Origin of the sequence: Thalassospira lucentensis MCCC 1A00383 = DSM 14000 (assembly GCF_000421265.1) — a bacterium.
In the GTDB taxonomy this organism is placed as follows: Bacteria; Pseudomonadota; Alphaproteobacteria; order Rhodospirillales; family Thalassospiraceae; genus Thalassospira; species Thalassospira lucentensis.
The window spans coordinates 116,595-140,695 of sequence record NZ_ATWN01000010.1 but is presented as its reverse complement, the minus strand read 5'-3'; the positions used below and the strand labels follow the sequence as shown (position 1 = coordinate 140,695).

Sequence of the window (24,101 nt, the reverse complement as noted above, 5' to 3'; positions counted from 1 at the left end):
GATCCTCACCGCCTTACAGTTCGACGGCGATTTCCTCATTTTCGAAGCACTCAATCATATCGCCGGCCTGCAGATCATTATACTTGGCGAACGACATACCACATTCATAGCCCTCACGGACTTCTTTGACTTCGTCCTTGAAGCGACGCAGGGTCGACAGCTCGCCGGAGTGAATGACCACGTTGTCGCGCAGAAGGCGGACACCTGCACCACGTTTGACGGTACCTTCGGTAACCATACAACCAGCAATCTTGTTGCCAGAGATGGTGAACAGGTCGCGGATTTCGGCGTAGCCCAGGAACTTCTCGCGAACTTCCGGCGACAGCATACCCGACAGCATCTTTTTAATGTCATCAGCAACATCATAGATGATCGAATAATACCGAATATCAACGTTATCACGACGCGACTGTTCGCGGGCCTGCTGGTTTGCACGCACGTTAAAGCCGATGATCAACGCGTTCGATGCACGGGCAAGTGTGACATCCGACTCGTTAATTCCACCAACGCCGCTGTGCAGGACGCGAACCGAGACTTCTTCGTTACCAAGCTTCTGCAAGGTCCCGATAAGCGCCTCGACCGACCCCTGAACGTCACCCTTGATGACAATCGGAAGTTCTTTAACTTCACCGCTCTGCGCGAACATGTTCTCAAGCGCGGATTTCTTCATCGCCGCAGCCTGCGTTTCGCGGATACGACGCTGACGGAAATCAGAAACTTCACGTGCTTTTGCTTCGTTTTCAACAACCACGAAGTCATCACCCGCTGCTGGAACACCGTTCAGGCCAGTGACCTCAACCGGCATGCCCGGAATGGCATCGACAACACGGTTACCGTGATCATCGACCAGCGCACGAACACGGCCCCATTCTGCACCCGTGACAAAGATATCACCGGTTTTCAGCGTCCCGCGCTGAACCAGAACGGTTGCGACCGGACCACGGCCTTTTTCCATACGGGCTTCGACGACAACGCCATCGGCAACACGTTTGGGGTTGGCTTTAAGGTCAAGAACCTCGGACTGAAGCAGAATGGCTTCTTCAAGTTCGGTAAGACCAAGACGCTGTTTGGCCGAAACCTCGACAGCCTGAACGTCGCCGCCCATTTCCTCAACCACAACTTCATGCTGAAGCAGCTGGGTTTTAACCCTTGATGCATCGGCACCCGGTTTGTCGATCTTGTTGATCGCAATAATCATCGGAACACCGGCTGCCTTGGCATGGCTGATGGCCTCGATCGTTTGCGGCATGACCGAGTCGTCGGCTGCAACAACAAGAACAACGATATCGGTAACCTTCGCACCGCGCGAACGCATTTCGGTAAATGCCGCGTGGCCCGGGGTATCAATAAAGGTGATTTTCGCACCGGTTGCCATGGTGACCTGATAGGCACCAATGTGCTGGGTAATACCACCGGCTTCGCCACCGGCGACATCGGTTGCACGCAGCGCATCAAGCAAAGAGGTTTTACCATGGTCAACGTGGCCCATAACGGTCACGACCGGCGGACGACCAATCAGATTGTCGTCATTCTCATCAACCGATACCAGCGATTCTTCAATATCAGCATCCGAAACACGTTTCATGTTATGGCCAAATTCTTCGACCACAAGCTGGGCGGTATCTGGATCAAGGCTCTGGTTGATGGTCGCCATAACGCCCATGCCCATCAGGGACTTGATCACATCAGCTGCACGTTCGGCCATACGGTTGGCAAGTTCCTGAACAGTAATGACGTCAGGAACGACCACATCACGCACGACTTTCTCCTTAGGTTTCTGCGGGCCCTGAGCACGGGCCTTGGCTTTGGCCTGCTGGCGCTTGATCGATGCCATTGAACGACGACGACCACTTTCGTCACCGCTCATGGCATTGTTGATCGACAGTTTGCCACGGCGACGGCCATCATCAGTTTTGGCGCGCGCAGCCCCGCCCTTTGCTTCTTCTTCGGCACGCTTGCGTGCTGCCAAACGAGCATTTTCCTCGTCGATTTCCTTACGACTTTTGGTCTTGGCAGCAGCAGGGGCCGTACGACGACGCTCTTCGGGAACAAGCGGTTCTGCCGGCTCACCAGGCATGATTTCCTCGGCTGCTTTTGGCTTACCAACCGGTTTTGGTTTGGACGGTTTGCCTTTGGCCGTTGATGCCGCAATCGACTTTTCAACGTCTTCGACAGACATCGAGCCATCTTTAACCGGAGCATCTTCTGCTTTGTCGGCAGCTTCTGCCGCTTTGGCTTCTTCTGCCTTGCGGGCGTCTTCTTCGACCTTGCGCGCAGCTTCTTCGCGTGCACGCACCTCGGCATCCGCCTCATCCTGCTTGCGGCGCTCTTCAGCAGCCTTCAAAGCAGCCATGCGGGTTGCACGCTCACTGTTGGTCAGATTGCCCTGATCTTCGACAACCGGACGCTTTTTTACTTCTTTAACCGGTTCCTTTTTAGCTTCCGGTGCCGATTTGGCTTCCGGTGCTTCTGGCGCCGCCTGTGGCTCCTCGGCAACGAGATCCTTTTTCACTTCACGGAAGCGACCGGATTCGTTCTTTTCGAATGTCCGCTTCTTGCGCACTTCGACGGTCACAGATTTTGACCGTCCATGTGAGAAGTTTTGGCGAACCTGCCCTGCCTCGACCGTCTTGCTCAATTCAAGTTTCGATCTGTTGAGGCTCAGCGGTTTCTTCTCCTGATCGCGATCACTCATAATCCGTCCAACTTCCTCATTTCCTGCGGGATCGACTTCACATGTCGACCCTGTCCTGTCCGTCCGGCGCACGCCTGTTGTCAGACTGCGCGAAATCCTTCAAGCCGCTTCAAGGAGCGACCCAGCCGTTTGGCCAGGCCTCCTGGCGCAACGGCCACATGTACTGCTTTTTCACGACCAAAAGCCGCGCCGATTTCAGCAGCGTTCAGAACGGAATAAATCGGCAGATCCCGGGCCTTGGCCTCGATCTTGGATTTTCCGTCTGCAGCACCATCGCGTGCTGCCAATATCAGAGCCGCACCCTCAGCAATTTGGGCACGTGCTTTTTCAAACCCGGCAACGGCTTGACCGGCACGTCGTGCAAGCGACAACAGATCAAGACATTTCTGCGTTAGCAGCTGCTCGATCCGGTCAGCAAGCTCGGGGTCGATCACGACTTTTTGCCGCGCTGCCCGGGCAAAGGCATTCTTTGCACAGGCGGTATTTATCACATCCCGCGACGGGCACAACCATAATCCCCGTCCCGGCAACCGTTCCTCAAGATCGGGAACAACCGAACCATCTGGTCCGATTACAACCCTGAGAAGATCTTCCTTGGCCCGGACCTCGCCGGTGACAATGCACCGGCGTTCCGGAACCTCGGCTACCTTGCCGCCTTTGCGATGCGACATGGCGTCCTCCGATCGGCCTTAGGCCTGTTCGCTTTCAACTGCTTCGTCAGCAGTCTCAACGGTCTCTTCTTCAAGACCTTCGAACCAGCCAAGCTTGCGACGGGCTTCCATGATCATGTCGTTCGCCTGATCCATGGTGATATTGTCGGCATCGCCGGCAAATTCGATCAGCTCGTCACTTGCCAGATCGGCGAAATCTTCAAGGTTTTTAACCTCATTCTCGCCAAGACGCACAACAACTGCCAACGACAGGCCGTTAAATTCGACCAGATCGTCAGCAACCTTAAGTTCTTCGCGGCGTTTCTGAAGACGTTCAGCTTCGTCCGACAGGAAGGTCCGTGCACGGGTACGCAGTTCCTCGGCGATTTCTTCTTCGAAACCTTCGATTTCTGCCAGCTCGGCCAGTGGCACATAGCCAACTTCCTCGATCGAGGTAAAGCCTTCGGCGACCAGGAGGTGGGCGATAACTTCATCAACATCAAGTGCCTTGATGAACATTTCCGCACGCTTGCGCGCTTCTTCCTGACGACGTTCGCTTTCGTCTTCTTCGGTCAGAATATCGATATCCCAACCGGTCAGCTGGGAAGCCAGACGCACGTTCTGACCGCGACGACCAATGGCCAGGCTCAGCTGATCATCCGGCACAACGACTTCGATACGATTGGTTTCTTCATCCAGAACAACCTTGGTGACCTCGGCCGGAGCCAATGCGTTCACAACAAAGGTTGCCGGGTCTTCCGACCACTGAATGATATCGATTTTTTCGCCCTGCAATTCGGCAACAACCGCCTGCACACGCGAACCGCGCATACCGACACAGGCACCGACCGGATCGATCGAGGTGTCTGACGACTGAACCGAGATTTTAGCGCGCGAACCCGGATCACGGGCCACCGATTTGATTTCGATAATACCGTCGTAGATTTCCGGTACTTCCTGGGCAAAAAGTTTGGCCATGAAAGCAGGATGAGTCCGCGACAGGAAGATTTGCGGGCCGCGCTGTTCGCGGCGCACATCCAGGATCACCGCACGAACGCGATCCCCCTGACGTACTGTTTCACGCGGGATCAGCTCTTCGCGGCGCAGGATGGCCTCGGCACGTCCGATATCAACCAGAACGTTACCAAATTCAACACGCTTGACCAAGCCATTGATGACTTCGTCGGCACGGTCTTTGTATTCTTCGAACTGACGTTCACGCTCTGCGTCGCGCACTTTCTGAACGATAACCTGTTTGGCGGTCTGTGCAGCGATACGACCAAAATCAATCGGCGGCAGCGGATCAATCAGGAATTCACCCAGATTGATGTTTTCATCACGGATACGCGCCTGTTCGAGCGACATCTGCGTAAAATCGTTTTCGATGTCATCGGTGACTTCAACGAAACGCGCGAGTTTGATCTCGCCGGTTTTACGGTCGATATGGGCACGGATGTCATGTTCATGGCCATATCTGGAGCGGCCAGCCTTCTGAATGGCCTGCTCCATTGCGCCAAGAACTTCATCACGATCAATGCCCTTTTCACGGGCAACGGCATCAGCAACTTGCAAAAGTTCCGGCCGTGGCATTCCCGAAGTGGCTTCCATATCCAACCTCTATTCTGCGGTGTCGTCAGTCCGGCGTTGGCCGGTGACATGCGCGATCAATTCATCCGTCAACACCAATTTCGACTTCGCGATATCGGCCAGCGGTAACAAGACACGTTCGCCATCAACAATCAGGGCGACCGCATTATCTTCAATCCCATCCAGCAAACCGCTGAAACGGCGACGACCATTTTGGGCCATCGTCAGTTCGACCTTTGCCTCAAACCCCTTCCACACTTCAAAATGCGGTGCACGGGTTAAAGGACGGTCGATACCCGGGGAACTGACTTCAAGGTGATACGCACCTGAAATCGGGTCCTCGACATCCATGAGGGCAGAAACAGTACGGCTGATTTCGGCGCATTCAGTAACATTGATGCTGCCTTTGGCGTCCGCACGATCTGCCATGATCTGCAGGATATTGTGGTCCTGTCCGGTCATGGAGACGCGGACAAGTTCAAAACCCAGCGCGTTGATCGACGGTTCAATAATTTCCGTGACCTTCGCCATCAACGGGTCTTTTAACTGCTGTCCAATCAGTTCGGCCATATAGCGATGCCATACCCCAAAATGCACAAAAGAGCGGGCGCAAGGCCCACTCTTTGTCCGGTTTTACAAAAAGCTTGGCGGCTTTATACAGCCGGTTTGCGCAGAAATCAAGTCGGGATACCCGCTGCGAGAGCCTTTCAACCGTGGGATTCCCAAGAACAGGACAGAACTCCGCAATCACTCACCGTTTTGATGCAATCAGACCAACCGCGATATTAAGGTGTCCATATTGCAAGATCACACCACCCCATGGCGCCAAGCACTTGATTTTGCGCCCCCTATTAGGACCATTTGACTGCTGCGCAACAGCACAACATGCGCCAATTTTCTCAGCACTACATTTTCTCAAATCAAGCTAGTGTGACAAAACAGAGTAAAATAGTTCCCCCGCGCATATCGGCAATGCGATGGTACGTGCGCGCATCACGGGCAAGCCCGACATCAAAAGCAGCGACTCCCGGCGTACGCAGAATGACCGCGCAAGAACCGGCCTAATCAGCCGTTACGTGGCTTACGCCGGAATCGCAGATAGTTGCATTTCTTGCCCTGACGCAGCGCCTTTTGCTCATAGCGGGTTTTCACCCAGTCTTCGGGTGGTGCGCGCCAGTCATCGGCACCTTCGGCCAACCATTCGAAATCGGGATGGTTGTGCATGTGCTGCAACGTCCAGGAGATATATTGCATATCGTCACTGGCAACTCGGAACTCTGCCCCGTTTTTAAGCAGACGCGCCAGAAGTGCCAAGTTTTTCGGGCCGATAAAGCGGCGTTCAGCATGGCGTTTTTTCGGCCACGGATCGGGGAACAGCAAAAACGCCCGATCAAAGCACGCATCAACAAGCTTATAAAGCAATGGGCGCGAGTCATCGGCAATGATCCGCACATTGGTCAGGCCGCGCTCATCAATATGACGGGCAAGGCTGCCCACACCATCCAAAAACGGTTCAGCGCCAATAATACCGACATTGGGGTTGGCTTGCGCCTGACCCGCCAGATGCTCGCCACCACCAAAGCCGATTTCCAACCACACCTGATCGGGCGTGTCATCGAAGTAGCTGCTAGGATCAACACCGTTCTGATCAGGGTAGCCAATGCCAAACTTGGGCATCAGTCTATCAAGAAGCACACGCCGGGTATCCTTAAGCGGCCGGCTGCCACGGCGGCCATAAAAGTTCGGGCGGTCCGGTGTCGGGATGGGTCGGTTACTATTGCGCATTATCTTGTCTGTCAGAACGGAAACGAAAAAGTTCGAAGCATTAAAATCAAACGGGCGGCTCCAAAACCGTTGGGAGCCGCCCGCGTCATATCATGTCAGGCAATTTTAGCAAATCGCCCTTTTGCAATGCTGTTGCCTAAGCACCAAATGCCGACTTGAGATCACCGACCAGATCGGTACGTTCCCAAGAGAACCCGCCGTCTTCGGTTGGCTTACGACCAAAGTGACCATAGGCAGAAGACGGGGTATAGATCGGCTTGCACAGCGCAAGATGTTCGCGAATGCCGCGCGGGCTCAGATCCATCAATTGACGCAGAACACTGCCCAGTTTGATTTCATCAACATTACCCGTGCCGTGGTTGTTGACATACAGCGCCAACGGCTTGGATACGCCAATCGCATAAGCAACCTGAATGGTGCAACGCTCTGCCAGACCGGCAGCAACCACGTTTTTGGCAAGATAGCGCGCCGCGTAAGCAGCCGAACGGTCCACCTTCGTCGGATCTTTGCCCGAGAATGCGCCGCCACCATGCGGAGCCGCACCGCCGTAGGTATCAACAATGATTTTACGACCGGTCAAACCCGCGTCACCATCAGGACCACCAATAACAAAACGGCCCGTCGGGTTGATGTAAATCTCGTCTTCTGCTGGCAACCAGCCACTTGGCAGGGCTGCTTCGACATAAGGCAGAACCAGTGCACGAACGTCGTCTTGGCTCAGACCATCGGCATGCTGGGTCGATACCACAACCGAGGTCGCACCAACTGGTTTGCCGTCGACGTAGCGAAGCGTCACCTGGCTTTTGGCGTCCGGGCCAAACTGGGCTGCGACACCTGAATGACGATCTTTTGCCATGGCACGTAACATGCGATGTGAGAACTGGATCGGGGCCGGCATCAATTCATCGGTTTCGTCACATGCGTAACCAAACATGATGCCTTGGTCACCTGCACCAAGATCTTTTTCGCCGGCTGAATCGACACCTTGTGCGATATCGGCGGACTGTTCGTGCACATGGCACTCGATCTCGGCGGTTTTCCAATGGAAACCTTCCTGTTCATAACCGATGGCGCGAATGGCATCGCGGGCCTTTTCGATCATGACTTCCTTGGTCACACTTTCGGGACCGCGGGTTTCGCCAGCCAGCACCACACGGTTGGTGGTCGCAAGCGTTTCAACGGCAACACGCGAATCTTCGTCCGCGGCCAAAAATGCATCAACAATGGAATCGGAAATGCGGTCACAAACTTTGTCCGGATGACCTTCAGAAACGGATTCACTGGTAAAAAGATATTCGGAAAGTGACATTAAGACCTTCTCCGGTAATGGGTTTCCAAAACTGGACCGGAGGGCTCTCAATACATGTCTGTATCGATAGCGCCCACTTAGCCTTTTTTTGTGTGGTGGCAAGCGGTCCAAATCCGTCCACAATCTGCAAGCTTTGTTGAAGCTGCATGACGCTTTTGCCTGATGATCTTTTTAACGTCAAGCATCATTGACGCAAAAACGTAACCAGAAAATTGCATAGCGTGCATGCGATCCGGGGCCAAAAGAAAAAGACGCACTCCCGATGACTTTGGAATGCGTCCTTAATTTGGTTCAGTCGTCAGGTCGACTTACTTCTGGTCAGGCTCAGCCGCGGCAATTGCACCCATCGATTTGACCAGTTCAAAGACTTTCTTGCGCTGGTTCGGATCAGTAATCCGGTAGTAGGCACGCACAAGTTCAAGCGTTTCACGCCGGTTCATTGGATCATTGTCGAACGGGTCCGGGCTTTCGGACATCTCGCGGCGCTCGTGAACCGATTTCGATGAGATTTCATCGGGCATATCATCAAAGAAGAACGATACCGGCACTTCAAGAACACGCGACAGATCATAAAGGCGTGACGCCCCGACACGGTTCGCACCACGTTCGTATTTCTGGACTTGCTGGAAGGTCAACCCAATGGCTTCGCCCAGTTTTTCCTGGCTCATCCCCAGCAGCGTTCTGCGCAACCGAACGCGCGCACCAACATGAATATCAACAGGATTGGGTTTGCCATTGGCAGTCCGGCCACGACCGCGCCCACGCGTGTTTTTTACTATCGTGTTTTCATCCTTAGGCGACATATGACTTTTTCCTTCTCTCACTCCGACCTACCCGTCTTTATTTAGATGGGACAATCTCTAGACGGTTCGGTGCTTTAGACAGCCGCTTAAAGGGATTTTAAAAACCGATTATATCCCATAACGAGAACGGCGAGGAAGGCAACAATACCGTAAAATAGAATATCACGCCACAAAGAATATACTGTTGTATGGTTTTGATTGCTCAAAAGGGGGTGCACCAAGATATTACTTGTACTTAAGGGCAGTTCCGCAAGTTTTCGGCCATAAGGATCATACATAATCGATACGCCAGTATAGGCTGCCCGGATCAATGGCAGACCTTCTTCGACGGATCTAAAGCGCGCTGCCGCCAGATGTTGGTAGGGGCCGACACTCTTACCAAACCAACCATCATTGGTGACATTTAAAAGCCATTCTGGGCGATTTGCATCATCCACAACCGCACCGGGGAAAATCACCTCATAACAAATCAAGGGTGAAAAACTCGGAATCCCCGGCACTTCGAGTGTTTTAGGCCCCGGGCCAGCGGAGAAATCTGTCCGTCCAGCCGTTAGTTTGGGAAATGGCAGGATGGACCGAAACGGCACATATTCGCCAAAAGGCACAAGGTGGAACTTATCGAAACTGGCTACGATCTCACCACTGGAATCAACAACCTGAACTGCGTTCCAGACCTTGTATTCATCTGTATCGCGCGGATAGGTCCGCGGTGCACCGGTAATCAGGATATCATCCGGCCCCAAGACATCAGCCATTTGCGACCGTGCCACGGGTTGATCTTCAACAAAAAATGTTGCCGCCGTTTCTGGCCAGATCACAATACGCTTTTGCGCCGGATCCATGCCTGCAGGCCTGCGTGACATATCAATTAGTTTGGTAAAATGCTGGCGCTGCAAATCAGGCCGCCATTTATCACGCTGCGCGATATTGGGCTGAACAATCTGAACCACAGGCACATTGGGATCAATCTGCGCTATTTTATCCGTTTGGACAGGCCCCACCAGCGAAAGACGTATGGCTCCACCACCCCAAAGGGCAACTGCGATCAAAACCCCGGCAAGGGCCGCTAACCGACCGCGTTTTCCCGCAATGACAGCCGCAGGTAACGTCGCAAAAAGCGCGGTTACCACCGATAGGCCATACACACCGACAATTGACGCAAATTGCATTGGTGCCGCATCAACTGCCCAAATATGCGCCAGCAGGTTCCAAGGGAAACCGGTCAGGATATGGCCGCGCAGATATTCCGCCACCGCCCAGAAAACGGCTAAAAGCACAACACGGCGCACCAATCCGTCGGTCAAACGCCAACTGGCCCAAACAGCCAGCATTGGGAAAACCGCAAGCCCGCCGCCAAGCCCCAGCAGAGCAAACGGGATCATCCAGCCATAAATTTCCGGCTGTACCAGAAAGGCATGGCTGACCCAGTAAAAACCAGCAGCAAAATGCCCTGTTCCAAACCACCAACCCGCTGAAAGTGCCCCCTTGTTGCACCGAACCCCTTCAAGGCTCCAGAGCAGCACGGCAAAACAAACCGGCAATACCGGGATCACAAAAAAGGGCGGCAGCGCCAATACCGCAACCGCCCCGGATATCAACCAGACAAAACGCCTGCGCCAGCCAGACAAGCCAGCAAGACGTGCCGCCACAGTGTTAATCATCCGTTTTTTCCTGATTAGAAGTGCCATCACCGGGCACAAGCGTGTCACGACGCACCATATGAATGCGCAATCTGCGAATGCGGCGTGGATCAGCTTCAAGCACTTCGAACTGAATTCCAGTGGGATGTTCGATTAACTCGCCGCGCGCCGGAACACGACCCGCCAGAGAGAACACAAGCCCGCCAAGGGTGTCGATATCTTCGTCTTCTTCATCATCAAGCAACCCAAAGCCCAGCTTTTCTTCAAGGTCTTCGACCTCAAACCGGGCATCAGCGATATAGCACCCGTCAGACAGGCGGATCAGCTTTGGCGCCTGATCAACGTCATGTTCATCGTCAATCTCGCCGACGATTTCTTCGACAAGGTCTTCAATCGTGATCAAGCCATCAATGCCGCCAAACTCGTCAACCACCAGCGCCATATGCGTGCGTGACAGGCGCATTTCCGACAACAGATCAAGCACACGAATGGCGGGGGATACAAACAAAACCCGGCGGACAAGGGCATTCAGGCTGTATTCACGCCCAGCTGCAACACAGCCCAGCACATCCTTGATATGCACCATGCCGGCAATTTCATCGAGTGTATCGCCATAAACCGGCAGACGCGAATGCGCCTTTTTGACCATCACTTCAACCAGCGCATCAAGCGTAATGGTCTTCGATACGGCAACGATATCGGCACGCGGGATCATAACATCCTCGGCCGTCATATCGCGCAATGCGATGATATTTTCAAACAGGGACCGTTCATGAAGCGAGACGGGCTCGTCATCTTCTTCGGTCCGCTCGGCCAGCTCTTCGAGCGTATCGCTCAAAGATGCCTCGCCGTTGCGTGGCTTACGCTTCAACCCAAGGGCCGAGGCCACATTCCCCCACAAGGAGCCGCCGTCGGCTTCCTGACTGATCTCCTCGCCGATGCGAGGGCGCATACTCTCGTGGTCGTCGTCGCGTTGACTACTGTCGTTCATTGGTCGGGTTCGAAATCCTTTAAATCAAACAAGCTGTTCAAACAGGTTCATCTTCAATCGGCTCATAGGGATCATCAATGCCAAGTCGGGCAAGAATTTGACGTTCAAGGTCTTCCATCTCTTCGGCTTCATCATCAACCATATGATCGTAACCGACAAGATGCAGCGTACCGTGAACGGCAAGATGAACCAGATGATTTTTCAGGGACTTTTTTTGCTCGATCGCTTCGCGCGCACATGTTTCGCGCGCAATGACAATATCCCCAAGCAAAAGCGGCATATCGGGCGCCATCAAAAATGCCGCCGCATCATCCGCACTTTCAAGGGCGGCAAAGGACAAAACGTTGGTTGGCTTGTCCTTGTCACGATAATCGCGGTTCAAAACACGCACCGCGGCATCATCGGACAGACGCACGCCAATCTCAACCATCGGAGCAACCGACAATAAGGACGCCCCGTCGCCTTCATCGGGGGTACCATCCGTTGCAACAGCGTCATCGTCCCAAAGCGCGCCATCGGTCAACGCCCCATCAAGGGCTGCAACAATCGCCGCTTCAATCGCGTCAATTTCGGCCTTTTCCCAAGCACCGGCCTCAACGTCGAGATCAAGGTCAAGCGGTGCTGTCATTTTCCGCGCCCTTGTCTGCACCATCCTTGTTACCGCGATAGCCTTTTTTCAGCCGGTCGCGCAGAGCATCCATCTCGTCATAGGCCTGTACGATCTTGGTCACCAGATGGTGGCGCACAACGTCGCGCTGATCGAACTTGATCGTCGCGACCCCTTTGACGTCGCCAATGGTTTCAAGCGCATCACGCAAACCCGATTTTGTGCCATCAGGCAAATCGACCTGCGTCATATCACCGGTCACCACCATGCGCGATCCTTCACCCAAACGGGTCAGAAACATTTTCATCTGCATCGGGGTGGTGTTTTGTGCTTCGTCAAGAATGACAAAGGCATTGCCAAGTGTACGACCGCGCATGAAGGCCAGCGGGGCGACTTCAATCTCGCCACTTTCCATACGCTTGACCACAACATCGCCTGGAAGCGTGTCGTGCAAGGCATCATACAGCGGACGCAGATACGGATCGACCTTGTCTTTCAAATCACCCGGTAAAAAGCCAAGACGTTCACCCGCCTCAACTGCGGGACGCGACAAGATGATGCGATCAACCTGTCCAAGGATAAAGGCCTGAACCGCCATCGCCACCGCCAGATAGGTCTTACCCGTACCGGCCGGACCGATGCCAAAGATCAGTTCGTTATCAAGGATCGCCTCGACATAGTCTTTCTGACGTTTCGACCGTGGTGAAATGCGGCGTTTCTTGGTCTGAATGGTCAGACGCGATCCGCCAAACATATCCTTGGTCTGGCCGCTCCACGGATCTGTATCATCAGGCTCGGACAAACGAATGGCACCATCAACGGTTTCAACATCAATCAAATCAACTTCCTTGTCGCGCAGACGGGCATACAGCTGAGCCAGTACCTTTTTGGCCTGAGCAACTTTTTGCGCGTCCCCGACAAGCGTCACGACCAAGCCACGGCTCGACACCTGCACCCCGGTACCTTCGGAAAGGCGGGTCAGGTTTTCTGCCTGTGATCCATAGAGCAATTGCGCAAGCGCGTTGTCTGAAAACTCAATCTGATCCTGGTCTTTGGTCGGGGTCTTTTTGGGTGCCGCTTTTTTGGTCACCGTCTTTTTAGCTGCGACTTTAGGTTTGGTGGTTTTAGCCGAGGTGCCGCTCACGCAACGTTCCTTTCAGAATCCTGATCTTTGCCCGTAACTGGGGTATCGACCAGCTCACCGCCCAGTGAATTGGGCCGTGCTTCAGTAATTTTCAATCGAACGATCTGGCCCAGTGCTGTCTCTGGCAAACCACTGACATGGACCGGCTGCATATAGGGGCTTTTGCCCACCAGCTGACCTTCGAGCTTACCAAACCGTTCCAGCAGAACGTCCATTTCCTTGCCAACACAGTTGTGGTTAAAGGCAAGTTGCTGTTCGGCCAGCAACGCCTGTAACCGCATGATGCGTTCGGTTTTGACCTTTTCAGGGACTTGCAATTCCATCGCCGATGCCGGAGTTCCCGGACGTGGGCTGTATTTGAAACTGAAGGCCTGAATAAAGGTAATTTCGCGCACAATATCCATCGTGTCTTCGAAATCCTTGTCCGATTCGCCGGGAAATCCAACAATAAAGTCCGATGATAGCGCCAAATCCGGGCAGGCGTCTTTGAGCCGCGCCACAACGTCGCGATAGTCGGCAACATCATGCTTGCGGTTCATGGCCTGCAACACGCGATCCGATCCCGCCTGTACTGGCAAATGCAAGAACGGCATCACTTTTGGCAGATCACGGTGGGCCGATATCAGGTCGTCATCAACATCACGCGGATGCGATGTGGTGTAACGAATACGATCAAGACCGTCGATGTCAGACAGTTCCCGCAACAATCGCCCAAGCGTCCATTCCCCGCCATCGGGTGCGGCACCATGATAAGCGTTTACATTCTGACCCAACAGCGTGATTTCGCGCGTGCCTTGCGCCGCAATCTGGCGGGCTTCATTGATCACATCCATGCCCGGGCGCGAATATTCCGCCCCACGGGTATAGGGCACGACACAAAACGTGCAGAATTTATCGCAGCCTTCCTGAATGGCCAGAAATGCAGAATAGCCATGCTTGGAAACCTGTTCGGGCAAGTGGTCAAACTTTTCTTCGGCCGGGAAATCGGTATCAATGATGCGATCGCGCCCCTTCGCACGGTTCGCCCGTGCGACCATTTCGGGCAAGCGATGATAGGTCTGCGGACCAAACACCATATCGACAATGGGTTCGCGGCGCATAAGCTCCGCCCCCTCGGCCTGCGCGACACAGCCCGCCACCGCGACAATCATCTTGTCGCCGCCATTGGCTTCCTTGGCTTCTTTGTGTTTGCGCACACGTCCCAGATCGGAAAAGACCTTTTCAGCCGCCTTTTCACGGATATGGCAGGTGTTGAGGATCACCATATCGGCGTCCTTTGCACTGTCGACCGACTGGTATCCCAGTGGCGCCAAGACATCCTGCATGCGCTGACTGTCATAGACATTCATCTGACAGCCATAGGTTTTTACAAAAAGTTTCTTCGGTTCAGTCACGCCAGATCCGTTTCGCTCTCTCAAACGCCAAAAAGCGGCGTGACGAAGTCACACCGCAAAGGGTTCGGACTTGTTACCAAGACCGCAATGATAGATCAGATGTATTTAGAGACCCGACGCAAAATCGCAAGGTGCATAAAATCAGTCAACTTTCTGCGACACAGCAGGCCATGCCAGTCTGATCCATTAACGAACATTCGATACCACGGCGACATGCTGAGTCAAACACATCAAACAAACTCACCGTGTTTTTTAGAAGTTTTCTTAAATATTCCGGCAATATCGACGGCTATAGCCGCCTTGGCGAAACACTCAGGCACCAAACTGTCGGTCTGGACCAAACAGACGAAAATCTTCGCAAATAATCGCCAGCGGTGAAAACCCAACCAGCTCACCAGACAGATCACTGTCAATTAACTGGACCGGTACTCCTTGATGGATACCGCGCAATGCGGCCTGATGTCCTTGGGTAACCTTGGCTTCGCACATCCGGGCCAGTTCCTTGCGCGACCCGGCTGCATCTGCAAGCGTCACCGGCGGATGCACCACAATTTCAACCGTCACCTTACCAAGAGCCATAAACTGCCACAGGTGTGGTGCCAGATCCATATCCCCATACCAGGAATAGAAAGCCCGTAAATCACGGCCAATCGGCGCACCATCCAAACGGGTGGCCGCGATTGAAACCGGTTGGAACTTTACCTGTGATCCATCCGGAAGAGTGCGTTCAGCTGCCGCAAACAAAGTGGATTTAAACGGCAGAACCCGGTTGCCATCATTGCTGGTTCCTTCGGGAAACAGGATCAGCTTATCGCCATTATTTAACCGTTCGCTCAGCTGGTCGTTCTGATCACGTGATCGTACGGCCCGCCGTTCAACAAAGGTTGAGCGCGACAGTTTGGCCAACAGGCCAAACACCGGCCAGCTGGCCACTTCGGTTTTGGCAATAAAGCTTGCCCGGGTCAGCGCCCCCAAAACCGGAATATCAAGGTATGATGCATGGTTGGCAACAATCACGCCCGGCCCATCCATCAAATCACCGCCCGATACCCGAACCTCGATATGAAGGATCCGCAGGCACAGCGCGTGATAAAAGCGCGGCAATTCTTCTGCCAATCGCATATTACATACGATGGCCACCATCTGGACTGGCAGTAACACCAGTGTCAAAAGCACATAGGCCGTCAGCCGGATAGCGGCACACACATAGCAGTTCACGATACCCTCGCGGTGCGTTCGTAATGCTTGTAATAGCGATCGGTTACCTTTTCGGTTGGCAACACGATGCAGATGTCAGTGGTGTTGAACTGATGATCAATCACCGCCCCGTCGCCGACAAAACCGCCAAGGCGAAGATACCCCTTAATCAGCGGCGGCAAGTCACGCAGCGCCTGACGCTGATCGATACCGCCGATTTCGGCACGCATCATCGTCTCGTACCGTTCTTCAATCGCCCGGGGGCGCATGTCTTCAGGGGCGAGGTGATTGTGATGCAGATAGGTCAGAACATCGCTAAAGGCGTCCGGGTCGGTCCCGTGGAAGGATGCACAGCCAAACATCAATTTGATATCGTACTTAAACACATAGGCGGCAATGCCCTGCCAAAGAAGCTGCAACGTCGGCATGGTGCGGTAATCGGCCTCAACGCAAGATCGGCCCAGCTCCATGATTTCGCCGGTTTCCTTAACCGCATTGAGCATACTTTCGATGTGGTATTCATCCGCACTGTAAAAACCGCCATGTTCGTTGGCAACCGACTGGCGCAACAAACGATACGTTCCGACAACCGCGTCAGTACCCGCACCACGACCATGATCAAGAACCAGCAGGTGATCGCACAACGGATCGTAATGATCAAAATCACGCTGTTGTGCTGCCATTTCATCGCTTGGCTGCGCACCGCGCTCTTCATAGAAAACCTTGTAACGAAGTTTCTGGCTGGCAAGAATTTCGTCTGCATTCTCGGCGAGGCGTACCTCAAGCCGCTGAGGCTGTCTTTCGTCGCGCATTGCAACACCCTTTCGTTCATCTGCGCGGATTTTGCGCAAGATTTGCGTGAAGGGCGAGTGAAGGGTTTGTGAATAAAACGTAACAAAAATATGAAGGCCATCTGCTCGAATTGAACAGATGGCCAAAATTTTGTCTTTGTTAAGCGCAGTTGAACTTAACTTTTATTTATCGTCTTTCGAAGGAACACCATAAAGTTCAAGACGATGACCGACCAGTCGGTAGCCAAGCTCGTTGGCAATCTCTTCCTGAAGCTTTTCAATTTTGTCGTTCGAAAACTCGATAACATCACCCGACCGCATGTCGATCAGATGATCGTGATGCTCTTCGGTCAGTTCTTCATACCGCGCACGACCATCACCGAAATCATGTTTTTCGAGGATATTCGCCTCTTCAAAAAGACGAACGGTACGGTAAACAGTGGCAATCGAAATCTTCGGATCAATCTCGGTCGCACGGCGATAGACCAGCTCCACATCGGGGTGGTCTTCGGACTCTGACAGCACACGGGCGATAACCCGGCGTTGGCCTGTCATTTTAAGGCCCGAGTCGATGCATTTTTGCTCGATGGTTGATTCTGCAAGCATTGTCTTGTTCTCGTTTCCGGTTCCGCCTGTCCCCAAGCCGGGATGTCCCAGCCTTTGCTCTCTTGTGGCTCAATATCGAAAAATCTGCCACATATCGCAAGGTCGAATTCGCGTTTATTTCCAGATCACAGGCCAGATCATAGGGTATGACATAAAATCTGCGTCTTCCTGTGGCCCCTTGCCACCTGCGCTGCGAGACGCTACTTCATCATCGCACCTGCCAGGAGACAATCATGGACAATCCCGCCCCCGATCAGAAAATCGACATCACCAAGGATGTCTGTCCGATGACCTTTGTGCGCACCCGCCTCAAACTTGAAACCATGGCCGCGGGCCAGGTTCTGGAGGTAACTCTTCGCACCGGCGAACCGTTGAAAAACGTTCCACGTTCGGTGAAAGAAATGGGTGACGACGTCATCGATCTGGTCGAAATCGCGGATATGCCCGGGACATATCGACTGACAATCCGTAAAGGATAATCAGCTTTCAAGCCCGAATGAGGGCTTACCGTACAACAGGTTGAACATCAAGACCACACTAATCATGTGGGTATACAATATTAAAATGCGATCAACTTGCATGTCATGTTTTCCCCACCCGGCATGGACGCAAAAACCAGCAAATCAATCAGTCACGTACCAGATGATGTTCAAGCACCAAGGCATCGACCTTCTGCCCATCGCGCCTGTCATAGTATCTTTTACGACGGCCAATTTCGGCAAAGCCAAACCCGCGATACAGCCTTAACGCCGGCTCATTATCAATTGCGACTTCAAGCAGCATGCGCGTCACATCATCTGCGCGAAGGCGTTCTTCAACCCCGCTCAGCAGCTTTTTACCGACACCCAACCCACGTGCCGACGGCGTGACAACGATTGTATTGATTTCCGCTTCGTCCAGAACCGCCTGCACCAACACAAACCCCAACGGGATATCGGCCCCATTGCGGGCATTGTCACCGGGCTGAAATGCCAACAATCCAAACGCACCGGGCACGTCGAGTAACCGCGTGATCGCATCCGCGTCCCAGCAATCATCAAACCCCTGTTCGTGCAAAGCTGCCGCAACCGACGCAAAAGCACCGGTCAAAGCCACCAGTTCGATGGTTTTTGGTTTTTTTGAGGGGGAGGAATTATTGGCACGATCCGATCCGGCGCGACCCGGCACGGGACCGTTTGGTGATGTGCGGGTCATTTCTTTTTCTGCGGTCCCTGATCTTCGATCCGGCGTGCATCGGGCGCGCGCAAATACATCGGAACCGGGGCAAGGTTTTCACCACTTTCCCAACGCGACGCAGCAATCAATGCAACATTGCCCGCACGCGGCAAACTATGGGCCGTGCAATCATAAAACGCATCTGGCGCATGGGCGGCGGCGGTTAACAAACGCGGTGTTGCGTCCCCGGCCAAAATCGTATCGCCGGGTGGTGCCATCATCAGAGCCTGACGCGGGGCAACACATTCAGGCGTGCTCAGTGGTCTTTTTTTGCCATCAAAGGCCTGTGCAAAAATCTCGTTTCTCTTGCTATCAAGCGCCACCAAAATATTGCGCCCCTGCTGATCACGTTCAGACACGCCGTATGCCACGGCTTCAAGCGAACTCACCCCGACCACCGGGATTTTGCGTGCAAGACCAAGGGCACGCGCGGTCGCCAGACCAATGCGCATTCCGGTAAAGGCGCCCGGACCGACCGTAACCGCGATGCCATCAACCGCGTCAAAGCCGATGCCCGCTTTCTCAAGGCTTTCAGCGATGAAGCTCATCAGGTGTTCTGCCTGTCCGCGTTCCATATTGGCGAAAAGTTCGCCTTTGACCTCACCATTGATCAAAACAGCGGTCGTCAGCGACGTTGAGGCAGTATCAATTGCCAAAAGCGTCGGGCCGGATTTCTCCGCTAATTGCGATGCAGCGTGATCTGCGCTATCTGAAGAACGCGACTGACCCGTCAGCATCTTTTTTATGTAATCGGTGAACGACAAGAACAGGGGGCCTCCGGCGATGGCGCTGGTCGAAATTACGCCACAAGAATATGATGTCGAAATTGATATCGTCTATGCCACGGATCGCAATTTCACCGGGGCACCGATATATACACGACCTGCCTGCTATCTTCATGCGGATGCGGCAAAATGCCTGAAAAAGGCATCGGCCATGGCACGTCGTCAGGGGTTGAAGCTTCGCATTCTTGATGCGTTCCGCCCTCAGGAAGCCCAACGCGCCCTGTGGAACCATTCGCCCAACCCCGATTTCGTCGCCAACCCTGATTTCGGATCGCCACATGGTCGTGGTGTTGCCATTGATCTAACCCTGATTGATCAAAACGGCAAGGAACTGGATATGGGGGCAGGGTTTGATGAAATGCATGACCGGTCCTATCACGGCTCGGATTTGATTTCCAAAACCGCCGAAGCCAACCGTTTTATCCTGCTGGGCATCATGGTCAGTGCCGGGTTCGAGTTTTATGACCACGAATGGTGGCATTATCAATTGCCCAACGCCGCATCGAAATACCCGGTGATGTCCGATAGTGCACTTGGTAACCCCATGATGGCCCGCTAGGCCAATACAGGCGCGAAGTGCTTTCCGAGCGGTCAGGCCTGCAACAACGCCTGACCACTTTGTGGATCAAACAGCGACATCCGGGCCCCATCGATAAGAATTCTGGTATCCGAACCTGATCTGAAAACCTGTTCAGGACCGCATCTTGCCGTGATTTCCGATCCTGCAACGGCAAGTCGAACATACTGATCCGGCCCGGTCGGTTCGGCCAGCAGCACCCGCGATGCGATCCCGGCATCATCAAACAAAAGATGTTCGGGCCGGGCCCCCAGCGTTATTGGTTGCCCTATAAGGTTGCGTGCCTCGGTCGGGACGTCGACCAGCGGCAATTGGCCTGCTCCGCTGTCAAAGACGATATCCGAACCATCCTGTAACATTTTGCCAGAAATAAAATTCATCGTCGGAGCACCAACAAAGCTGGCGACAAAACGGTTGGCTGGTCGGCGATAGACGTTTTCAGGCGTGTCCGCCTGCTGAATTCTGCCCTTTTCAAGCACCACAACCTTGGTCGCGAGGGTCATCGCTTCGATCTGGTCGTGGGTGACATAGACAATCGTTCGTCCCAGTCGTTCATGCAGACGTTTCAATTCAACGCGCATATCCGCACGCAGCTTGGCATCAAGGTTTGAAAGCGGCTCATCAAACAGAAATACCGACGGTTCGCGAACCAGTGCGCGCCCGATCGCCACGCGCTGCTGCTGCCCGCCCGAAAGCTGAGATGGTTTGCGATCCATAAGCGGCGTGATTTGAAGAAGTTCGCCAACATCGGCAACCCGCTTTTCAATTTCATCCTTGCGCATGCCACCCATTTTAAGGCCAAAACCGATATTCTTGCGCACCGACATGGTCGGATAAAGGGCATAGGACTGAAACACCATCGCGATATCGCGCTCGTCCGGTTCCAGTTCGGTTACATTGCGCCCGCCAATATGAATTTCTCCGCCCGTGGTCGGTTCCAACCCGGCAATCATGTTCAGCAATGTCGATTTGCCACACCCTGATGGCCCCAACAGCACCACAAAATCACCGTCCGTGATTTCAAGGTTGATGTTTTCCATCACCGTCAGTCCGGCATACGCCTTGGTTACGTTGCGAAGTTCAACACCATTCATTCTGGTTACCCTTTCACCGCACCTGCGGCAATTCCGCGCACAAACAGCCGCCCCGACAATAGATAAACCGCAAGCGTTGGCAGGGCTGTCAGCATGGTTGCAGCCATATCGACATTATATTCCTTCTCGCCGAACTGTGATCCGACAAGGTTGTTAAGTGCGACGGTCATCGGTTGACCCGATCGCCCGCCAAAGGTCAGACCCAACAGAAAATCATTCCAGATATAGGTGAACTGCAAAATCATCGCGACACCCAGAATCGGCAGCGAAAGCGGCAACATCACGTGCCAGAACAATCGCCAGAATCCCGCCCCGTCGATCCGTGCTGCTTTCAACAAATCCTCTGGAACGGTTTTAAAGAAGTTGCGAAACATCATGGTGGTAAAGGCAACACCCCAGATGACATGCACCAGGATCAACCCGGGTATGGAGCCAAATATGCCAAGCTCGCGGATCATGATGATCAAGGGATAAAGGGTCACCTGCGGGGGAATGAACATACCAACCAGAAGGGCGGCAAACATCACATTGGCCCATTTCATTTTCCACGCCGCCAGCGCATAACCCGTAATAGCCCCAAGACCGACCGACAGGATCAAAGCCGGAATCACGATCTTGACCGAGGTAAGGAATGACGATGAAAGCCCGCCGCATTGATCACCAAGTGCCTGACTGCAATCGCCAAACCAGGCCTTGCCCCAAGCCGCGAATCCGGGATCAGCGGGCAGGGCGAAGATACTGCCATTACGGATCTCATCCATCGATTTTAACGACGTTGAAATCATGATGAAAACCGGCGCCATGATCATGATGGCGGCAAGAATGAGCAGCCCATAAAGGGCAAGTCGATTATAACGCATGCTCAATGCCCCCGCCCGCCGCGCTCTTTTTTCAGCTCGAAGTAAATATAAGGCGAAATGACCGCGATCACGGTGCACAACAAGACAAACGCACCTGCCGCGCCAAGACCAAGTTCCTGCCGGTTAAGAATATGATCAACCACGAACCGCGCTGGCAAATCAGATGAAAATCCCGGCCCGCCACCGGTCAGTGCAACAACAAGGTCAAACGCCTTCATGACAATCGCACTCATCAGGATAAATACCGTGAAGAAGACCGTACGCAGCATCGGGGTAATGATGTGCAGATAGACCCGCCATACCGGAATGCCATCAACACGCGATGCCTTCCAGATGTTCGGGTCAATATTACGAAGCCCAGCCAGAAACAGCGCCATGCACAATCCAACCTGTTGCCAGATACCAGCAATCGCCAGCGTATAGATCGCGCGGTCCGGCCGGACGATCCAGTTGAACTCGAAACTGTCCCAACCCAGCGCACGTACGGCTTCCTGCAAACCCAGTCCCGGGTTCATCACCCATTGCCAGATCACCCCCGTCACGATGAATGACATCGAAAGAGGCAACATGAAAATAGTGCGGTACATGCCTTCGGCCTTGACCCGGCGATCAATCAAGATCGCCAGCAAATAGCCAAACACCATGCAGCCGCCAATGAACAAAAACCCGTGGATCGCCAAATTCTGCATCGACGTCCACCAGCGTTCATTGGCAAATAACCGAACATACTGGTCAAACCCGGTAAATTTATAGACCGGCAACAAACGTGACCGCGTCAGCGAAATCACAAAAGTCCAGATAATGAATCCGTAAAAACAGACAATCGTAATGGTCATGGCAGGGATAAGCGCCATTCTGGCGGTCCATTGCGGACGCCAACGCCGCCTGCCTGTCTTCTGGATCGCATCGTTCTCAACTGAACGCTGCAACACACCTTGTGCCGGATCGGCCATAAACATTCTCGCTTCTTTGTAAAGGTGCCGCTGCACCCGCCTTAGCGGTCACGCAGCAGCACATCCCTGCAAAGTATTGCGCAGTCCCACACCTTACTTGGCGTAGGAAATTGCTTCGTGGAATTGTTCCTGACCCTCTTTCGGGCTCATGTCAGCACTGTTCCAGAAATTGGAGATGCTGTCATCAATCGCGCCCGAAACGGCACTTGGCACCCCGAACAGACCGGTACTAACCAGATGGGTCTTTTTGTCCTGAAGGGTTTTGATGGCCGTTTGCGCACAAGAATCAAAGCTGTCGGAGGGCACATCCAGACGCGCAGGGATCGATCCCTTTTTCATGTTAAAGGCAATCTGCACATCTGGCTCCAGCATGACTTGCGCCATTTTTTCCTGTGCGGGGGTTGCGTCTTCGCCGTCCATTGCCGAAAAGGCAAAGGCATCCACAGTCATGATATAGGCGGTATCAACAGCAGGTGCGAAGGCGCAACCAACCGTGGTGCCCGGCTCGATCCCCGCGGCAATGATTTCGCCCTTGGCCCAATCCCCCATGAACTGGAAAGCCGCATCGCCCTTGATCACCATATTGGTTGCTTCGTTCCAATTCCGACCTGGACTTGATTCATCGACAAAGGGCTTCAGTGCGGCAAAGGTTTCAAACACCTGATGCATGGTGTCGGATTCCAGAAGGTCATCATCAAGCGTGCTGTATAGATCGGCATAGAATTCACGTCCGCCAACACCCAAAAGTACACTGTTGAACATGATGCGCTCCTGCCACGGCTGCCCACCCAGACCAATCGGCGTTACGCCAGCTGCCTTAAGCTTCTCTGCCGCCGCGATGAAGTCATCCCAGCTTGTCGGCACATCAATGCCAGCGTCTTCAAGCACAGCCTTGTTATAGAACATCCAGTTTTCACCATGGATGTTGATTGGGGCGGCGATGTAATTACCGTCATATTTTGCCGCCTTGACGATCAAAGGCGGCAATTTTTCATCCCAGTTTTCTTCATCGGCAACCTTGCCAACATTGGCCAGAAGGCCTTGATCGGCAAGTTCACGCAATTGTTGACCGATGGAGAACTGAAACACCGCAGCCGGATCACCGCCAAGCATACGGTTCACGGCTGCTGCACGGGCGTTACTGCCCCCGGCAATCGGGGTATCAACCCATGTGCCACCTTTGGCCTCAAACGCCTTGCGCACTTCGGCAAGTGCCGCCTGCTCACTGCCCGACGTCCACCAATGCAGGACTTCTGCCGTCTGGGCATGAATCGCACCGGCAGATACACCGACGCTCAGAAATGCCGCGCATACTGCGGCTGTGGAAAATTTCTTCATAACGGATGTTCCTCCCTAATAGGGTACGTTCAATGCCGACTTCTTTTTGGTCGAAAATTCGTAACGTTTCGATTTTTTTG

23 protein-coding genes are annotated in these 24,101 nt (G+C 53.6%); 2 read left to right on the top strand and 21 right to left on the bottom strand.

The features are described 5' to 3' along the window. Positions 1–13: 13 nt before the first annotated feature. The 15 genes from infB to K355_RS0118945 form a co-directional block, all read right to left on the bottom strand. A complete protein-coding gene (gene infB / locus K355_RS0119015) occupies positions 14–2,695 on the bottom strand; it encodes a translation initiation factor IF-2 (RefSeq protein ID WP_022733749.1) in 2,682 nt (893 codons plus the stop codon). A gap of 80 nt (positions 2,696–2,775) precedes the next feature. Continuing rightward, entirely contained in the window at positions 2,776–3,366 is a 591-nt protein-coding gene (locus tag K355_RS0119010) for an RNA-binding protein (protein WP_022733748.1), read from the bottom strand. Positions 3,367–3,384: 18 nt separating this feature from the next. Further along, positions 3,385–4,953 (bottom strand): transcription termination factor NusA, encoded by a 1,569-nt coding sequence (gene nusA, locus K355_RS0119005; RefSeq protein ID WP_028791761.1) that lies wholly within the window; start codon positions 4,951–4,953, stop codon positions 3,385–3,387. 9 nt (positions 4,954–4,962) lie between these two features. Further along, entirely contained in the window at positions 4,963–5,502 is a 540-nt protein-coding gene (rimP, locus tag K355_RS0119000; RefSeq protein WP_022733746.1) for a ribosome maturation factor RimP, read from the bottom strand. 495 nt (positions 5,503–5,997) lie between these two features. Next, positions 5,998–6,717, bottom strand: a complete 720-nt coding sequence (gene trmB / locus K355_RS0118995) for a tRNA (guanosine(46)-N7)-methyltransferase TrmB (protein ID WP_022733745.1) — start codon at positions 6,715–6,717, stop codon at positions 5,998–6,000. Positions 6,718–6,853: 136 nt separating this feature from the next. Beyond that, positions 6,854–8,026: a methionine adenosyltransferase gene (gene metK, locus K355_RS0118990; RefSeq protein ID WP_022733744.1), complete on the bottom strand. Its 1,173-nt coding sequence runs from the start codon at positions 8,024–8,026 to the stop codon at positions 6,854–6,856. Positions 8,027–8,334: 308 nt separating this feature from the next. Beyond that, entirely contained in the window at positions 8,335–8,829 is a 495-nt protein-coding gene (locus K355_RS0118985) for a helix-turn-helix domain-containing protein (protein ID WP_022733743.1), read from the bottom strand. 86 nt (positions 8,830–8,915) lie between these two features. Then, positions 8,916–10,490, bottom strand: a complete 1,575-nt coding sequence (lnt, locus tag K355_RS24470; protein WP_022733742.1) for an apolipoprotein N-acyltransferase — start codon at positions 10,488–10,490, stop codon at positions 8,916–8,918. Continuing rightward, positions 10,483–11,421: a hemolysin family protein gene (locus tag K355_RS24465; RefSeq protein ID WP_022733741.1), complete on the bottom strand. Its 939-nt coding sequence runs from the start codon at positions 11,419–11,421 to the stop codon at positions 10,483–10,485. The genes lnt and K355_RS24465 overlap by 8 nt, the downstream gene beginning before the upstream one ends. A gap of 76 nt (positions 11,422–11,497) precedes the next feature. After that, on the bottom strand, positions 11,498–12,088 hold the full coding sequence (gene ybeY, locus K355_RS0118970; protein ID WP_022733740.1) for an rRNA maturation RNase YbeY: 591 nt from the start codon (positions 12,086–12,088) through the stop codon (positions 11,498–11,500). After that, complete coding sequence (locus K355_RS24460) at positions 12,072–13,157, bottom strand: PhoH family protein (protein WP_033369139.1); 1,086 nt, start codon at positions 13,155–13,157, stop codon at positions 12,072–12,074. The genes ybeY and K355_RS24460 overlap by 17 nt, the downstream gene beginning before the upstream one ends. Positions 13,158–13,207: 50 nt before the next feature. Beyond that, a complete protein-coding gene (gene miaB / locus K355_RS0118960) occupies positions 13,208–14,605 on the bottom strand; it encodes a tRNA (N6-isopentenyl adenosine(37)-C2)-methylthiotransferase MiaB (protein WP_022733738.1) in 1,398 nt (465 codons plus the stop codon). A gap of 312 nt (positions 14,606–14,917) precedes the next feature. Next, positions 14,918–15,823, bottom strand: coding sequence for a lysophospholipid acyltransferase family protein (locus K355_RS0118955; protein WP_022733737.1), 906 nt, complete (start codon positions 15,821–15,823; stop codon positions 14,918–14,920). Continuing rightward, on the bottom strand, positions 15,820–16,614 hold the full coding sequence (locus tag K355_RS0118950) for a GNAT family N-acetyltransferase (protein ID WP_028791758.1): 795 nt from the start codon (positions 16,612–16,614) through the stop codon (positions 15,820–15,822). The genes K355_RS0118955 and K355_RS0118950 overlap by 4 nt, the downstream gene beginning before the upstream one ends. A gap of 162 nt (positions 16,615–16,776) precedes the next feature. Then, positions 16,777–17,199: a Fur family transcriptional regulator gene (locus K355_RS0118945; RefSeq protein WP_022733735.1), complete on the bottom strand. Its 423-nt coding sequence runs from the start codon at positions 17,197–17,199 to the stop codon at positions 16,777–16,779. A gap of 233 nt (positions 17,200–17,432) precedes the next feature. Between K355_RS0118945 and K355_RS0118940 the strand changes: the two genes are divergently transcribed. Beyond that, the gene (locus K355_RS0118940; RefSeq protein ID WP_022733734.1) at positions 17,433–17,678 is read left to right on the top strand and encodes a sulfurtransferase TusA family protein; all 246 of its coding nucleotides are present in this window, start codon (positions 17,433–17,435) and stop codon (positions 17,676–17,678) included. A gap of 148 nt (positions 17,679–17,826) precedes the next feature. On the opposite strand, the gene K355_RS0118930 is transcribed toward K355_RS0118940, so the two are convergent. Both K355_RS0118930 and tsaB read right to left on the bottom strand, forming a co-directional pair. Continuing rightward, positions 17,827–18,393: a GNAT family N-acetyltransferase gene (locus tag K355_RS0118930; RefSeq protein ID WP_022733732.1), complete on the bottom strand. Its 567-nt coding sequence runs from the start codon at positions 18,391–18,393 to the stop codon at positions 17,827–17,829. Further along, a complete protein-coding gene (gene tsaB / locus K355_RS24455) occupies positions 18,390–19,178 on the bottom strand; it encodes a tRNA (adenosine(37)-N6)-threonylcarbamoyltransferase complex dimerization subunit type 1 TsaB (protein ID WP_022733731.1) in 789 nt (262 codons plus the stop codon). Before tsaB ends, K355_RS0118930 begins: the two co-directional genes overlap by 4 nt. A 19-nt stretch (positions 19,179–19,197) precedes the next feature. On the opposite strand from tsaB, the gene ddpX reads away from it, so the two are divergent. Next, positions 19,198–19,758, top strand: coding sequence for a D-alanyl-D-alanine dipeptidase (ddpX, locus tag K355_RS0118920; protein WP_022733730.1), 561 nt, complete (start codon positions 19,198–19,200; stop codon positions 19,756–19,758). A 32-nt stretch (positions 19,759–19,790) separates the two neighbouring features. On the opposite strand, the gene K355_RS0118915 is transcribed toward ddpX, so the two are convergent. The 4 genes from K355_RS0118915 to K355_RS0118900 form a co-directional block, all read right to left on the bottom strand. Beyond that, positions 19,791–20,870: an ABC transporter ATP-binding protein gene (locus K355_RS0118915; protein ID WP_022733729.1), complete on the bottom strand. Its 1,080-nt coding sequence runs from the start codon at positions 20,868–20,870 to the stop codon at positions 19,791–19,793. A gap of 5 nt (positions 20,871–20,875) precedes the next feature. Then, positions 20,876–21,730 (bottom strand): carbohydrate ABC transporter permease, encoded by an 855-nt coding sequence (locus K355_RS0118910; RefSeq protein WP_051146036.1) that lies wholly within the window; start codon positions 21,728–21,730, stop codon positions 20,876–20,878. Positions 21,731–21,732: 2 nt separating this feature from the next. Next, on the bottom strand, positions 21,733–22,689 hold the full coding sequence (locus tag K355_RS0118905; protein WP_022733727.1) for a carbohydrate ABC transporter permease: 957 nt from the start codon (positions 22,687–22,689) through the stop codon (positions 21,733–21,735). A gap of 87 nt (positions 22,690–22,776) precedes the next feature. Continuing rightward, positions 22,777–24,021 carry an ABC transporter substrate-binding protein gene (locus K355_RS0118900; RefSeq protein ID WP_022733726.1) on the bottom strand — a complete coding sequence of 415 codons (1,245 nt, stop codon included), beginning with the start codon at positions 24,019–24,021 and terminating at the stop codon, positions 22,777–22,779. Positions 24,022–24,101: the final 80 nt, after the last annotated feature.